This window comes from Vibrio sp. 10N.222.49.C12, assembly GCF_041475025.1.
In the GTDB taxonomy this organism is placed as follows: Bacteria; Pseudomonadota; Gammaproteobacteria; order Enterobacterales; family Vibrionaceae; genus Vibrio; species Vibrio crassostreae_C.
In genome coordinates this window covers 57,703-71,372 of sequence record NZ_JBFRVF010000021.1, presented here as the reverse complement: position 1 = coordinate 71,372, position 13,670 = coordinate 57,703, and the positions used below count along the sequence as shown (strand labels likewise).

The window sequence follows — 13,670 nt, the reverse complement described above, 5'->3', positions numbered from 1 at the left end:
GCTAGACGCTCCATTGATGTCTGTTGTGCGCTGTTTGCATTGTTTAGGTAACGTTGCGCTGTCATCGCTGAAACGTTTGTATTTACATTCACTGCCATGGTGACTTCTCCAATTGATTTTCCGGTATAGCGGTTTCCGACGTCTCGGAAAACCAAGTAGTTATCTCTAAGTTACTTTTAATAACGGCGTGATTGGCGAAACCTTTAGGAAAAAAACAACAAATTTAAAGAAATAGCGGTAAAACAGAAGAAAGCGTGACTGGTCGTAAAATTATCGAAAAAAGATGAGAAAATCGCTAAAGTTGCCGGGAAGTCAGTCGAGTGAGAAATTGTATTTTTATTCGCCAAAAAGCACCGACCAAGCTGAAATGCTTTTATAAGATTGTAGGTAATTCATTAACCTAATAACGTTAAAGCTAGATTCGGCGCTTGCTTGGCTTGAGCGAGTATCGTTGTACTCACTTGCTGCAGTATTTGTTGCTTGAGCATTTGAGTGGTTTCTTTGGCGTAGTCGGTATCTTTGATTCGACTGTTTGATGTCGCCAAATTCTCATGAACGTTTTCAAGATTGTTAATGGCATGATCAAAGCGGTTTTGCATTGCCCCTAATTCAGAGCGATGGCTATCGACATACTTCATCGCCGTATCCAAAATTGAGACGGCGCGCTGAGCACCACCCACATCCGTTACATTGATGTCATTAACTGACTCGTAATAGCCCGCTGACATCGAAAGCTCACTGGCTAATGAACCTGAAAAAGAGATGGTACCCGCGGTATCTTCACCTGACATATAAATCTGAAGTTGTCCGTCATCATTAACAGAAGCCGATAAGAGATCCGTTTGACCATTAATGTAAGTCGCCAACTCTTCGATATCATCGCCCGCTTTCGCATTAATGGTGATCTCTTGAGGCTGACCAAAACGATCCGTAAACGACATCGTCATATCATTCTGGTTTGATTTCACTTCCCATGAATCACTGGCCATGCCATTAGCAACGTAGCTAAAGCCGCCCATGTTGATGTCATCAGTACGCATGCTTTTCAAACCAATCTGCACAGCTTCGCCCGAACTGCCGCCGATTTGAAACGAGGTGTGCCCAAAACTGCCGTTAAGGAGTTTTTTACCACCGAATGAAGTGGTTTCGGCAATTCGATTCAGCTCGTCATTTAACGCGGTGACTTCTTCTTGAATAGCGATTCGTTCCGATGAACTATTCGAGCCGTTACTCGCTTGTAGGGATAAGTCTCGCATGCGCTGCATGATATTAGTGGTTTCATTCATAGCTCCTTCTGCAGTCTGCATAATGGAGATACCGTCGTTAGCATTTCGAACAGCAACATCAATGCCACTCATCTGTGCTTCTAATCGATTTGAGATCTGTAAGCCAGCCGCATCGTCTTTTGCACTATTAATACGGCTCCCTGAAGCTAAGCGCTCCAAAGATTGGTTCAGCATGTTGTTAGCATTAGAGAGGTTTCTCTGGGCCACCAGCGCTGAGACATTTGTATTAACAGTTATAGCCATAGACCTTCGCTTACAAAAAGATGAATAAAACTCACGATTGCTCTTATATCGACCAGTTCATATAAAGCTTTAATAAAAAAGGAGCCCTGAGGCTCCCTTTCTTTGCTGCAGATGAGGTGATCTACTTAATCGTTAATACACTCAACATGTCAGTTGAAGGTGCAAAGTAGTAAGCGCCAGTCACTGCTTTGGTAAAGCGAAGCAGTTGGTCTGTTTTGCCATCTGTTGTGCCGTACATGCTCTCTAACATCGCATCGAAGTTATGACGAACGTTACAGTAAGCAATGAACAATAAGCCGTGGTCGCCCGTAGCAGTACCGTAAGGTAGACTGTGGCGAACAATCTTAAGCCCCTTGCCTTCTTCTTTGATATCCACACGGCCAACGTGAGACGCCGCAGGAACATCATCTAACTCAATTGAATCAGGTTTAGTTCGGCCAATCACTTTCTCTTGTGCCGACACATTCAAGCGATTCCAAGCTGGCAGATTGTGCACAAAACGCTGCACCATTACATAACTACCACCAGCGAATTCACCCTCAGGCACAATAGCAACTTCAGCACGTTGTGCGTCTTTCGGGTTTTCAGTGCCATCAACAAAGTCTGTCATGTCACGAGAGTCTAGGAAGCGATAACCATAAGTTTCATCAACCACTTCAACATCAGCTGCTACTTCAGATAGCAATTTACGCAAGATAAAGAAGTGCAGATCATGTCGGTTTGAATGACAGTGAATCAGAACGTCAGACAGTGTGCTCGGTGCTGTGATATCACCTTCACCCAGCACAGGGAAGTCGATCAAATCAGCGGGCGCTGCTTGCTCGAACCTATCCCAAAAAGCTTTTGAGAACGCAACCGATGCCGTTAAGTTCGCATCAGGCTGAGTTTGGTTTAGTTCGTCGATTAGAGTCGGAAGCTTTTGAATTTCTGCTAGTACATTAGCAGTATTAGCGTTCACTTTAAGTTGAACGTAAAGCGCGAAAGGCCCAGCTTCAGGCAAAATAGCACTTTGAACGTTAGGCTGCTCATTTGAAACATTAAGCATAGATTATTCCTTCCAGTTTTAGCTTCTAAGTATAATTGTGAATGGGACAAATGTTTTGATGAGAATCAGTCTTCGAGCTCAACCACTTTAAAGCAATCCCTTGCAGCATGGCTATTGGTTAGATAAAGCGCTAACCACAGCAGCAACAATAGGGTGATGCCATTTGACCAACGGAACCATCCGTTATCCAAATAGATTAAATAAATCGTATGGGAGCCCTGTGCCAAGATAGCCATCATGGTAACCCAACGTCCCCATGACACGACTTTGTTAAGGCGCTTTCTATCTGGCGATCTTAGCCCAAATAACCACATCAGCAGCAAACTAGGCACACTCAACGCGATCCCGACATAAAACATCTGATGGTCTGGGTAGATTATCTCAAGAATATCGGTTCCCGATTCTCGGCTTGCGCCTGCAACAATGAAAACGACCAAGGCTTTCGCAAGAAACAACCAACCTAGCCAGAGCAAGATTGGAGCTTTCAAAAAGCCGTGCTTGTCGTATTGTTCTATGGAGTACCGCACAAATCTCACTTTCACTTATTTTCAAACCAACACTTTAACGCAAATCATTCATACTTAACTAGCTTTGCGTTATCTTAGTAGCCAATCCGTTTTAATTGTCGAACTCAGTATGAAAAACAAAACTAATACGCCCTCTGTTGAATCTCAACAGGAAGCACTGAAGATAGCCAAAGCGACTCAAAAGCCAGCTCAAACCAAAGAACAAACTAAACTGATTGCTCAGGGTATCGAGAAAGGCATCGCACTGTACAAGAAACAGCAAAAAGAACGCAGCCGCCAAGCCGATAAAGCGAAGAAGCGCGTACAGAAAGAAAAACAGACTCAACAAGCTAATCAACACCAAGAAGACACGATCGAAACAAGTGTTGAAACACCATCAAATCACGCCACTAAACTGCCGTGGTTACTACTGTTCGCAAGCTGGGTAGGCTTCGCGATTTATTTGATGCAATAGCAGGGTAAACGTATGAAAAAGGAATTAGTCGCTTTGGCTATGAGTGGCATGTTACTCGGGTGTACCAAACCCACATCAACGCCTCATAGTAAAGCGGACAAGGTACAAATGGATTACCACGGCCTGATTAACATCGAGCAGTGTGAGTATAAAGGGGAAATCACTGGCAGCGAAGGTCATTGGTACAGCTACTTGTTCTTTCCCAATGACACCCTGATTCAAGGTGCGATGAATGAGCTTAAATCGAATGCCATTGAGCTAGGCGCAGACACCGTCATCTTTACCCTACCCCAATATTTCAGCACTTCCGTGACTATGCTTGGTACCGCCTACCTGTGCGAGTAAGCAACTAAAGCGGCATATCGATATGCTTTGATTTTATGACACCCAAAAGAAAGCCAGCTTTCGCTGGCTTATGCACTAAATCCAAGGCTTGTTGCTATATCGCCTTTACGCTGGATAACCCATTGACTGTCAAATGGCCCCCAGTCGGATAACTGGTAATAGCCATCATTATGACGTCGCCCATCTTGAACAAACATAAGTTCGATACCGATCCCCGGTAACGCCTTGAGTACATCTTGAATAGTACGACGAGGCCACCCCGTTTTTTCGATGAGTTTAGGCACATTTGGCCTATCAAGGCTTTCCACTAACAATGCTAAATATAGCCGCCTTGCAAAAACAGGACTCAACTCCATTGACACCTCCTATATATGTGCAGCTCAATTATTTCTTTTTTCGCTGACAACATGTTGAGGCTGATCAATAAGTCTCCAATAGTGACATTTTCTTACGCTTTTTTTTCACTCTATGAAATATTCATCACTCTATTTTGTCTGAGTTGCTGCTTCCTGATAGGATTCAACTCATAACAATGAAATAAAATCACTCAAAGGAAGAATAATGACTATCACCATGTTTGGTATCCCAAATTGCGACACCATTAAAAAAGCGAAGAAATGGCTCGAAGCTGAAGGTATCGAGTTCGAATTTCACGATTATCGCAAACAAGGCATCACAGAAGAGCTAGTAACAAGCTTCTGCTCTGAGCTAGGTTGGGAGCTTGTGCTAAACAAACGTGGTACGACTTATCGCCAACTTTCTCAAGAACAGAAAGACACCCTAACAGAAGAAAAAGCGGTGACTTTGCTTGTTGAACAACCTGCAATGATCAAGCGCCCAATCTTAAAAGTTGAGGGTAAGCTTCACATCGGATTTAAAGCCGACCAATACGCGGCTATTTTTGCTTAGATCGTTGTATTTACATAGACAGACAACAGGACGTTGATCAGTGAATCAGCGCCTAAAAATTAATGACTAGACGTTTTATTTAAACAAGGAATTCAAGGATGACAGATAGCCCAACTTTGGCTCTGGCAAAAGACCTAATCAGCCGTCAATCGGTAACACCAGAAGATGCAGGCTGCCAAGACCTGATGATTGAACGCTTAAAAGCACTCGGTTTTGAAATCGAAGTGATGGTATTTGAAGATACGACCAACTTCTGGGCTCGTCGTGGTACTGAAGCGCCTCTGTTTGCTTTTGCTGGTCACACTGATGTGGTACCTGCAGGCCCAATCGAACAGTGGAACACTAAGCCATTCGAACCGACTATCGTAGACGGTTTCCTACATGGCCGTGGCGCTGCTGATATGAAAGGCTCTCTGGCTTCAATGATTGTTGCCGTCGAGCAGTTCATTGCCAAACACCCAGACCACACAGGCTCAATTGGTTTCCTGATCACTTCAGATGAGGAAGGTCCTTTCATCAACGGTACTGTACGTGTTGTTGAAGCATTAATGGCGCGCGGTGAAAACATCGATATGTGTATCGTTGGTGAACCATCGAGCACTGAGTTCGTGGGTGATGTCGTGAAGAACGGCCGTCGTGGCTCTATCACTGGCGACCTAACGATTAAAGGCACACAAGGTCATGTTGCCTACCCTCACCTAGCAAACAACCCAGTACACAGCTCTCTGCTTGCTATTAATGAGCTAGCAACAACTGAGTGGGATAAAGGTAATGATTACTTCCCGCCAACCAGTTTCCAAATTCCAAATGTGAGTGCGGGTACTGGTGCTTCAAACGTGATCCCTGGTGAGTTTAATGTTCAGTTTAACCTACGCTTTAGTACAGAGTTAAGCAACGACATCATCGTTGAGCGCATCACAACGACACTCGACAAGTATGATTTCGAATACGACCTAAGATGGACATTCAATGGCGACCCGTTCTTAACAGACGCAGGTTCACTGCTTGATGCTATTGTTGATGCAGTGGGTCACGTCAATGATGTGAAACCAGCACTGCTAACGACTGGCGGTACATCTGATGGTCGCTTTATTGCACGTATGGGCGGACAAGTGGTTGAACTAGGCCCTGTGAATGCAACGATTCACAAGGTTAACGAATGCGTGAAGGTAGCCGATTTAGAAAAGCTAACTGACATGTACGAAAGAACATTAGTGAACCTATTCGCTAAATAGTCTTTCATCAGCGATTCATAGCATCCAATTATTGAGAGACTCGTTATGACACCAGAGCAGCTTACCGGACAATCAGATTCTCATCTAGAGCCTAGCCTGATCGGCACCAAGACCTTCTTGGTCCACAGTGAGGTTAAGAATGACCTGAATAATTTGATTGAAGCTGCTCAGCTCGCTGGTTTTAAAATGGAGATTGCCAGTGGCTTTCGCGACTATGAAAGGCAATCTCTGATTTGGAACCGTAAGTTTTCTGGCGAAGCTCCGATATTAGATTCAGAAAGCCAACCTCTTGATGCTTCAAAACTGACCGAACAACAAAAGCTATCGGCTATCCTGAGATGGTCTGCGCTTCCCGGCGCGAGTCGTCATCATTGGGGTTGTGACTTCGATGTCTTTGCTCGTAACCACTTACCTGAAGGCATACATCTGCAATTAGAACCATGGGAATACCTTACTGGCCACCAGCAATCGTTTTACCAATGGCTATCAGTTCATGCTGCACAATTTGGTTTCTTCTTTCCTTACAGCCAAGATTTGGGTGGTGTGGCGATCGAACCATGGCATATCAGCCATCGCAAAGTATCGGAGTCGTGTTTATCACAGTTATCTCCGACTTTACTTGGCAAGCAACTCCAATCTAAGCCAGTATTAGGGTATGAGATTATTATGGAGCAGCTAGACGAGATCTATGCACGCTTCGTAGCGAATATCAGTCATTAGGAGCGCTTATGTTGGAGTGGCTTACAAACCCTTGGGTTATCATCATCATCGTAGTTAGCGTTGTTGTGGGTAACATCGCAGCGCTCAAACAGACAGCCAATATGGATCTGACGGGGCGTGGTAAAACTGAGCGAGATTTAGATAAGCTCAATCGCTCGGATAAACTTAACCAAGAGAAAGCTGAAAAAGAAGAATCCAAAGACAATAAAGACGCATAGCCTTTTGCTTTGGCTAATCAGCTTGATTGACCAATTTTGATTGACCAATGTAGCCTGATGACAACGAATACAATAAAAAAGAGGACACAGTGTGTCCTCTTTTTTATTTGCTTTTGCTAATCACAAGGCTGATTTAACTCAGCTTGTGACGGCTTGAATGACTACTCAGCTTTCGCTTCTTTGTCATCTTTGGTTTGGTCAGCAATATGCGCTAATACCGGAACCATAGACTTAAGCAGCTCTTCTTCTACTGGCTTACCTGATGCATCCGTTACGTTGATTGACGTACGGTTGCCAAGGTCACCAAATAGGAAGTTGTAAGTGCCTGGCGCTAAGTCGATAGGCTGTAGGCCAATTTCTTCCCAGAACTCATCATCTGGTGCTGCGTACTTCGCCTTCACCGTACCCTGAGATTGATTGCGTTCTTCAAGCTCAAAGCCCATTTCAGGCAACAAGTTAGGCAGACGCTGCCAGAATACATTGTATGGCGTACGAGCAATAATCACAGGGAAACCACTACGGTCAGCACCCATTGAAATTGGAATACGCTTCACCAACTCTTGCGCTTTCAGCGCCGCTTCAGCACGAAGGTTTTCATCGTACTTAGCCATAACTAGGTTGGTCAGGAACGCGTTGTAACGCTCTTTATTGGTTGCCGTTACTGTTTTCTCTTCAGTACCTTCACGCCAATCAATCAGATTAATCTTGAAGCCATGACGGTTGTTTGCTTGGAAGCGAGAGATAGAGTAACGACTACCAATCTCTACGTCTTCATCTTCAGAAACCCAAGTTACCCAATCGGTCTCAATCTCATTCTCTGATTGCTCACGAATACCAATACCACGTTGAGCCAGCATATCTACAGCCGTTTGCCACACGCGGTCTGCCTCTTCTGCGCGAAGAAGCCATAGTGTCACTTCACCGTTTTGACGCTCAGCACGAGCACCCGGGATCAGTTCAAGAACCTGTTGCGGTGGACGAATATCCACTTCACGACCAGTACCACCACTGAATTCACCGCTTGGGATGTCAAAATTTGGGTAGAACTGAGGCTGAGCATCTACAGGCAATTGCCATTGTGAAAACTCAGGTGTTTCTAAGTATTCGAAATCATCTTTGGCTTGGCGACGTTGAGTCGGGTTGCCAGAACATGCTGTAAGAACGAAAACAGCCAGTGACCCAATCACTAGCTGGTGAGAATACTTCATTTATACTCCTAAATGCCGAAGGTTCGCTTCGGCATCACTTCATACGTTTTAGTAAATGCACGCTTCAGTCATTGCTTGAGCAACAACAGGTTGAGCTGGCTCTGACAGTTCAGTCAGCGGTAGACGTAAGCCACCTTCAGCAATCAGACCCATTTTATGAACCGCCCATTTTACGGGAATAGGGTTAGACTCAACGAACAAATTCTTATGTAGAGGCATCAAACGCTCATTGATCGCTTCCGCTTCTTCAAACTTACCTTCTTTTGCTAGCTTGAACATAGTTGCCATATCAGCGGCTGCAACATTGTTCGTTACAGAGATCACGCCATCGCCACCACGCTTAACAAATTCTAGGCCTGTTAAGTCATCACCACTTAGTAAGATAAAGTCTTCGCCACAAAGTTCACGGTGAATTGCAATTCTGTCGAGATCACCCGTCGCATCTTTCAGTGCAACGATGTTTTCGATCTCAGCAAGACGAGCAACCGTTTCTGGCAACAAGTCTACCGCAGTACGACCTGGAACATTGTATAGAATTTGTGGAACGTCACTGACTTCAGCAATCGCTTTGTAGTGTTGGTACAAACCTTCTTGAGTCGGTTTGTTGTAGTAAGGCGTTACGCTCAGGCAACCAGCAATACCAGAACCATTCAACAAACGGCTGAATAGAACAGATTCATGAGTTGCATTTGCACCTGTACCAGCGATAACGGGAATACGACCATCAGCAAATTCAACGATCTTGTTGACGACTTTGACATGCTCTTCAATAGTGAGTGTTGAAGACTCACCTGTTGTGCCAACCGCAACCAGACCATCACTACCTGCAGCAATATGGTGCTCAACTAACTTTTTAAGGCTGTCGAAATCCACTTCACCATCTGTATTAAATGGCGTAACTAGCGCAACGATACTTCCTGAAAACATGTCTATCTCCCTTAATTTATTCTTTTTGCATGTTACTGTAAGCCAATCAATAAACACAAGACATTAAAGTGGCTTACCGGCAACATCTGCATTAAATATTGTCGTATGTTTGAGGTAAAACGACTTCTAACGGCGTTCTACCTAGAATTTGGGTAACCTGCACTCAATCTAACGGATAGCACATCACTGGATGTCAGTAACAAGTAAGCTGTGCTCTCATCGCTCTATCTCATTTTTTAACGCGCTCGATATTCTTATCATTGGTTGCATGTTCGAAGCAAGGTCGCACATAAAAAGCCCCGCACGCACGCTTATTCCACGAGCTAACTGTGCTAACATGCATGAATCAATGGAATATAAAGAGACGTGATTTTATGACTCAACATCTAGTAATCACAGCTGTGGGCACTGATCGCCCAGGTGTATGCAACCAAGTGGTTCATTTAGTCACCCAATCAGGCTGTAACATTATTGATAGCCGTATCGCCCTGTTTGGCGAAGAATTTACGCTTATCATGCTGCTGTCTGGAAAGGCAAACAACATTACCCGCGTTGAAACCACCTTGCCCTTGCTTGGACAAGAGCACGACTTGATTACAATTATGAAGCGAACCTCAACTCATGATGTTATTGAGAACTCTTACACAGTAGAGGTGTTCGTTGAGTCAGACGATAAAATCGGACTTACTGAGCAGTTTACCCAGTTCTTCGCAGACCGAAACATCGGCCTCGATTCGTTAAGTGCACGAACCATCAATAAATCTAAGGTTCAACTCGACAACGACCAATTCCATATCTCTATTACCGCTTCTGTGCAATCAGAATGTAACTTGATGCAGCTACAAGAAGAATTCGATTCGCTGTGTCAGAGCCTATCAGTCCAAGGCTCGCTCAACTTTATCAAAAACAGTCTTTAAAAAGGAAATGTCATGAATACGCTAACGGCTGGTGTTCCAGCACCTGCTTTTTCTCTTCCAGATCAAGATGGCAATATCGTATCTCTTGGTGACTTCAAAGGTAAAAAAGTACTTTTCTATTTTTACCCTAAAGCAATGACTCCAGGTTGTATTGTGCAAGCGGAAGGCCTGCGTGATATCAAAACACAGCTTGATGACCTAAACGTGGTTGTTCTAGGTGTGAGTGTTGACCCAGTAAAACGTCTACCAAACTTCGTTGAGAAGAAATCTCTAAACTTCACCCTGCTATCTGATGAAGACCACAGCGTTGCTGAACAGTTTGGCGTTTGGGGCGAGAAAAAATTTATGGGTAAAATCTACGACGGTCTGCACCGTATTAGCTTCCTAATTGATGAAGAAGGTCAGATTGAACATGTCTTCAACAAGTTCAAGACTAAGACTCACCACGAAGTGGTTCTAGATTACTTCAATCAAGAAGCTTAAGGGCGATTTGAGTGAGTTAATGACTTAGATTCATCACTTTCTAAGGCAATAGCAACACTCATTAAGCTAATTATTAAGCTAAGAGCAAAAAGGCCGAACATCATGGATGTTCGGCCTTTTTCTATAACAAGATCAATTACTTTTGATGTTCGGGGTCATCGTCTAATGCGTGACTCGGTAAGGCATTCCAAACCGCCTTAACTAACGTTGCCAACGGGATAGCAAAGAACACGCCCCAGAATCCCCACAGTCCACCAAACACTAACACGGCAACAATAATGGCCACTGGGTGCAGGTTCACCGCTTCAGAGAAAAGAACAGGAACGAGCACGTTACCATCTAGCGCTTGGATAATACCGTAAGCGAGAAGCAACCAGTAAAACTGAGGCTCTAATCCCCACTGGAACAGGCCTACAATCGCCACAGGAACAGTCACAGCTGCCGCGCCGATATAAGGGATCAGTACCGAGAAGCCAACCGCGACAGCCAACAAGACTGAATAACGCAGATCCAGAATCGCAAAGGTTACGTAGCTGACACCACCAACGATTAAAATCTCTAAGACTTTACCGCGAATGTAGTTCGAGATTTGCTGGTTCATCTCTTCCCATACTTTGGTCGCTAAACGACGATTTCGAGGAAGTACACCGCTCGCCATTCTGATCATCTCTTCTTTGTCTTTTAACAAGAAGAAAATAAGCAGTGGTACAAGAATCAAGTAAACCGCTAAGGTCGCTAAGCTCACAAGAGAAGCAAGAGAACCTTTGACAACACTTTCACCAAAACCTAACGCTTTGTTCTTGGCGTTAGACATAATGGACTCAACGATCTGCAGGTTAGCTAATTCTGGATAGCGTTCAGGAATCGTCGCAATGAAGTTTTGCAAGCTGCCATACATGCTTGGGATATCATTAATTAGATTGCCCACTTGTTGCCAAATGGTTGGTACCAAGCCAAAGATCGCAAGTAGCATCACGCTAAAGAACATCATGATCACCAACATCACCGAAGGCGTTCTTGGAACACCGAGTCTTTGAAGTTGGGTAACAGGCCACTCAAGCAAATAAGCCAACACAATTGCAACCAAGAGTGGCGCAATTAGGTGACCAAAGAAGTAGATCGTAATAAAGCCGAAGAGAATGATGGCAACCAAACTGACAGCATGGGGATCAGAGAAACGTCGTTTATACCAACGATTGACCATTTCAAGCATCTGACTGCAATTCCTTTTTAGTGACGAGGAGATGATGGTAATTAGAGCAAACCTCAGTGACGACGTCATAGGCTTGCTTAGACAAATAAGTAACAATATCTTTCATCGAGCTGTTATCAGAGACATAAATTGACAATGACTGCCCTACTTCTAACTTTACACTGTGACGCTTGGCTAATAATAGCGCCATTGGACAGCGCTCTTGGCGTAAATCTAGAATATTAGGTGTCATTCTTGAGCTCGATGCTTATTATAAGGGTCGTATTGTAATCTGTTTTTGAAAACGCGCCATCATTCATTCATCCTCCTTCATGATAGCGCACGCACTTGGCAAAGGTTAAATCAGATAAAGAACCAATTTCCATTGCACTTGTCTTACTGTCAGAAGAAACGGAGTATTACTGACTAATATGTTTAAACGCGCTCGCTCAATTGCTTGCTTATGCATCGCAGCTACATTAAGCACCCCAACTATGGCGAATACCAATAGTTTGGAGCTACCAGATATCGGTACCGCTGCTGGCGGCACACTCACTATCGACCAAGAGCTTATCTATGGTGATGCCTACATGCGCATCATCAGAAGTAGCCAGCCTATCGTAAACGACCCAGTTCTAAATCTATATATTGATACTCTTGGCCATCGTCTGGTCGCGAACGCAAATGATGTAAAGACACCTTTCCAGTTCTTTATGATCCGTGACCGCAACATCAACGCCTTTGCTTTCTTTGGTGGTTATGTTGCTTTGCACTCAGGTCTATTCCTGCATGCACAATCTGAAAGTGAATTAGCTTCTGTATTAGCGCACGAAATCGCGCACGTAACCCAACGTCACTTAGCGCGTAGTATGGAAGACCAAGCGCGCCGCTCTCCAGCAACCATTGCAGCGCTAGCAGCCTCTGTATTACTGGCAATTGCAGCTCCTGAAGCCGGCATTGCAGCCCTAACGGCAACGACTGCGGGTAATATGCAAAGCCAAATCAACTACACCCGTAGTAATGAAAAAGAAGCCGACCGCTTTGGTATCAACACGCTAGCAAAAGCTGGGTTTGATGTGAATGCGATGCCACGTTTCTTTGGCCGTTTAGCTGATGAATATCGCTATGCGAGCACACCACCGCCAATGCTACTGACTCACCCATTACCAGAAGACCGAATTACCGATTCACGTGCTCGTGCTCGTAGTTACCCGCCACTGAAACTGGCTCCCTCTCTGGACTACCACCTAGCAAGAGCCCGCATTGTTGCGCGCTATGCTGGCATTAATAATGATGCTGCTCTTGATTGGTTTGAGCGTCAGCTAAAGAAAGCCCCTAAAGCTTTGGTTCCGTCATTAGAATATGGCCAAGCACTGGTTTACCTAGACTCTAAAAAATTAGACAAAGCAGAGCCCATCCTGAACAAGCTGATTAACAGCGATCCAACCAACCTGTTTTATCTAGATGCTATTTCGGATCTGCACATCGAGAAGAAGCAGCCTGAGATTGCGATTAAAGAACTTAAATCGGCACTGGTTCGTCAACCAAACAACCCGGTTCTGACCATTAACTACGCCAACGCACTGATTGAAAATGAAGATCTTCAAGAAGCGGTTCGCGTATTGCAGCGTTACACGCACGATAACCCGAATGACACCAATGGCTGGCACTTACTTTCAAAAGTAAATACGAGCCTTGGTAATAGCGACGAAGAACTGGCTGCTCGTGCAGAAATTTTGGCACTGCAAGCCAACTGGAACAAAGCGATTCAGTACTACACGCAAGCAAGCCAAATCGCAGAATTAGGAAGCCTAAAACAAGCACGCTACGACGCTCGAATTGATCAGCTAATGATTCAACGAGAGCGCTTCTTGTCGCTACAATAGAGTGTTTACTGGTAACAGCTCGTTACCAGAATAAAAAGAAAGCTCAACGTTACACAAAAAAGAAGTCACCCCTGG

The 13,670-nt window shown here is 44.5% G+C and carries 17 protein-coding genes and 1 pseudogene; 9 read left to right on the top strand and 9 right to left on the bottom strand.

Going from position 1 to position 13,670, the window contains the following annotated elements:
* From AB4583_RS07370 to AB4583_RS07355, 4 genes and pseudogenes are all read right to left on the bottom strand, one after another.
* Positions 1-155: pseudogene (locus tag AB4583_RS07370) on the bottom strand (flagellin); the annotation flags it as partial.
* Between the two features lie 240 nt (positions 156-395).
* The gene (locus AB4583_RS07365; RefSeq protein WP_017063389.1) at positions 396-1,529 is read right to left on the bottom strand and encodes a flagellin; all 1,134 of its coding nucleotides are present in this window, start codon (positions 1,527-1,529) and stop codon (positions 396-398) included.
* A gap of 121 nt (positions 1,530-1,650) precedes the next feature.
* On the bottom strand, positions 1,651-2,574 hold the full coding sequence (locus tag AB4583_RS07360) for a Dyp-type peroxidase (RefSeq protein WP_017060695.1): 924 nt from the start codon (positions 2,572-2,574) through the stop codon (positions 1,651-1,653).
* 65 nt (positions 2,575-2,639) lie between these two features.
* On the bottom strand, positions 2,640-3,101 hold the full coding sequence (locus AB4583_RS07355; protein ID WP_017060696.1) for a DUF2919 domain-containing protein: 462 nt from the start codon (positions 3,099-3,101) through the stop codon (positions 2,640-2,642).
* Between the two features lie 109 nt (positions 3,102-3,210).
* Here AB4583_RS07355 and AB4583_RS07350 point away from each other — a divergent pair, with 109 nt between their 5' ends.
* Together AB4583_RS07350 and AB4583_RS07345 are read left to right on the top strand one after the other, a co-directional pair.
* The gene (locus tag AB4583_RS07350) at positions 3,211-3,555 is read left to right on the top strand and encodes a DUF2956 domain-containing protein (protein WP_017060697.1); all 345 of its coding nucleotides are present in this window, start codon (positions 3,211-3,213) and stop codon (positions 3,553-3,555) included.
* A 12-nt stretch (positions 3,556-3,567) separates the two neighbouring features.
* Positions 3,568-3,900: a DUF4156 domain-containing protein gene (locus AB4583_RS07345; RefSeq protein WP_017070287.1), complete on the top strand. Its 333-nt coding sequence runs from the start codon at positions 3,568-3,570 to the stop codon at positions 3,898-3,900.
* 68 nt (positions 3,901-3,968) lie between these two features.
* Here the strand turns inward: AB4583_RS07345 and AB4583_RS07340 are convergent, their stop codons facing one another.
* The gene (locus tag AB4583_RS07340; RefSeq protein ID WP_004734273.1) at positions 3,969-4,256 is read right to left on the bottom strand and encodes a helix-turn-helix domain-containing protein; all 288 of its coding nucleotides are present in this window, start codon (positions 4,254-4,256) and stop codon (positions 3,969-3,971) included.
* Positions 4,257-4,461: 205 nt separating this feature from the next.
* Here AB4583_RS07340 and AB4583_RS07335 point away from each other — a divergent pair, with 205 nt between their 5' ends.
* The 4 genes from AB4583_RS07335 (at position 4,462) to AB4583_RS07320 (ending at position 6,982) form a co-directional block, all read left to right on the top strand.
* Positions 4,462-4,809, top strand: a complete 348-nt coding sequence (locus AB4583_RS07335; RefSeq protein ID WP_017060699.1) for an ArsC family reductase — start codon at positions 4,462-4,464, stop codon at positions 4,807-4,809.
* A gap of 98 nt (positions 4,810-4,907) precedes the next feature.
* Positions 4,908-6,044 (top strand): succinyl-diaminopimelate desuccinylase, encoded by a 1,137-nt coding sequence (dapE, locus tag AB4583_RS07330; RefSeq protein ID WP_017060700.1) that lies wholly within the window; start codon positions 4,908-4,910, stop codon positions 6,042-6,044.
* A 45-nt stretch (positions 6,045-6,089) separates the two neighbouring features.
* Complete coding sequence (locus AB4583_RS07325; RefSeq protein ID WP_017063385.1) at positions 6,090-6,764, top strand: M15 family metallopeptidase; 675 nt, start codon at positions 6,090-6,092, stop codon at positions 6,762-6,764.
* An 8-nt stretch (positions 6,765-6,772) separates the two neighbouring features.
* Positions 6,773-6,982, top strand: a complete 210-nt coding sequence (locus tag AB4583_RS07320; protein WP_017060702.1) for a DUF2897 family protein — start codon at positions 6,773-6,775, stop codon at positions 6,980-6,982.
* 161 nt (positions 6,983-7,143) lie between these two features.
* On the opposite strand, the gene bamC is transcribed toward AB4583_RS07320, so the two are convergent.
* Positions 7,144-8,190 carry an outer membrane protein assembly factor BamC gene (gene bamC / locus AB4583_RS07315; protein ID WP_017060703.1) on the bottom strand — a complete coding sequence of 349 codons (1,047 nt, stop codon included), beginning with the start codon at positions 8,188-8,190 and terminating at the stop codon, positions 7,144-7,146.
* A 48-nt stretch (positions 8,191-8,238) separates the two neighbouring features.
* Positions 8,239-9,117 (bottom strand): 4-hydroxy-tetrahydrodipicolinate synthase, encoded by an 879-nt coding sequence (gene dapA / locus AB4583_RS07310; RefSeq protein WP_017060704.1) that lies wholly within the window; start codon positions 9,115-9,117, stop codon positions 8,239-8,241.
* Positions 9,118-9,491: 374 nt separating this feature from the next.
* On the opposite strand from dapA, the gene AB4583_RS07305 reads away from it, so the two are divergent.
* Positions 9,492-10,034, top strand: a complete 543-nt coding sequence (locus tag AB4583_RS07305) for a glycine cleavage system protein R (RefSeq protein WP_017060705.1) — start codon at positions 9,492-9,494, stop codon at positions 10,032-10,034.
* A 12-nt stretch (positions 10,035-10,046) separates the two neighbouring features.
* On the top strand, positions 10,047-10,517 hold the full coding sequence (gene bcp / locus AB4583_RS07300; RefSeq protein WP_017060706.1) for a thioredoxin-dependent thiol peroxidase: 471 nt from the start codon (positions 10,047-10,049) through the stop codon (positions 10,515-10,517).
* A gap of 136 nt (positions 10,518-10,653) precedes the next feature.
* On the opposite strand, the gene AB4583_RS07295 is transcribed toward bcp, so the two are convergent.
* On the bottom strand, positions 10,654-11,730 hold the full coding sequence (locus AB4583_RS07295; protein ID WP_017063383.1) for an AI-2E family transporter: 1,077 nt from the start codon (positions 11,728-11,730) through the stop codon (positions 10,654-10,656).
* Positions 11,723-11,962 (bottom strand): sulfurtransferase TusA family protein, encoded by a 240-nt coding sequence (locus AB4583_RS07290; protein WP_029235389.1) that lies wholly within the window; start codon positions 11,960-11,962, stop codon positions 11,723-11,725. Before AB4583_RS07290 ends, AB4583_RS07295 begins: the two co-directional genes overlap by 8 nt.
* 178 nt (positions 11,963-12,140) lie before the next feature.
* Here AB4583_RS07290 and AB4583_RS07285 point away from each other — a divergent pair, with 178 nt between their 5' ends.
* On the top strand, positions 12,141-13,595 hold the full coding sequence (locus AB4583_RS07285; RefSeq protein ID WP_017060710.1) for a M48 family metallopeptidase: 1,455 nt from the start codon (positions 12,141-12,143) through the stop codon (positions 13,593-13,595).
* The last annotated feature ends 75 nt before the right edge of the window (positions 13,596-13,670 follow it).

Coding starts and splice junctions, on each gene's coding strand:
- AB4583_RS07365 (WP_017063389.1), bottom strand. CDS start 1,529: ATGGCTATAACTGTTAATACAAATGTCTCAGCGCTGGTGGCCCAGAGA.
- AB4583_RS07360 (WP_017060695.1), bottom strand. CDS start 2,574: ATGCTTAATGTTTCAAATGAGCAGCCTAACGTTCAAAGTGCTATTTTG.
- AB4583_RS07350 (WP_017060697.1), top strand. CDS start 3,211: ATGAAAAACAAAACTAATACGCCCTCTGTTGAATCTCAACAGGAAGCA.
- AB4583_RS07345 (WP_017070287.1), top strand. CDS start 3,568: ATGAAAAAGGAATTAGTCGCTTTGGCTATGAGTGGCATGTTACTCGGG.
- AB4583_RS07340 (WP_004734273.1), bottom strand. CDS start 4,256: ATGGAGTTGAGTCCTGTTTTTGCAAGGCGGCTATATTTAGCATTGTTA.
- AB4583_RS07335 (WP_017060699.1), top strand. CDS start 4,462: ATGACTATCACCATGTTTGGTATCCCAAATTGCGACACCATTAAAAAA.
- dapE (WP_017060700.1), top strand. CDS start 4,908: ATGACAGATAGCCCAACTTTGGCTCTGGCAAAAGACCTAATCAGCCGT.
- AB4583_RS07325 (WP_017063385.1), top strand. CDS start 6,090: ATGACACCAGAGCAGCTTACCGGACAATCAGATTCTCATCTAGAGCCT.
- AB4583_RS07320 (WP_017060702.1), top strand. CDS start 6,773: ATGTTGGAGTGGCTTACAAACCCTTGGGTTATCATCATCATCGTAGTT.
- bamC (WP_017060703.1), bottom strand. CDS start 8,190: ATGAAGTATTCTCACCAGCTAGTGATTGGGTCACTGGCTGTTTTCGTT.
- dapA (WP_017060704.1), bottom strand. CDS start 9,117: ATGTTTTCAGGAAGTATCGTTGCGCTAGTTACGCCATTTAATACAGAT.
- AB4583_RS07305 (WP_017060705.1), top strand. CDS start 9,492: ATGACTCAACATCTAGTAATCACAGCTGTGGGCACTGATCGCCCAGGT.
- bcp (WP_017060706.1), top strand. CDS start 10,047: ATGAATACGCTAACGGCTGGTGTTCCAGCACCTGCTTTTTCTCTTCCA.
- AB4583_RS07295 (WP_017063383.1), bottom strand. CDS start 11,730: ATGCTTGAAATGGTCAATCGTTGGTATAAACGACGTTTCTCTGATCCC.
- AB4583_RS07290 (WP_029235389.1), bottom strand. CDS start 11,962: ATGACACCTAATATTCTAGATTTACGCCAAGAGCGCTGTCCAATGGCG.
- AB4583_RS07285 (WP_017060710.1), top strand. CDS start 12,141: ATGTTTAAACGCGCTCGCTCAATTGCTTGCTTATGCATCGCAGCTACA.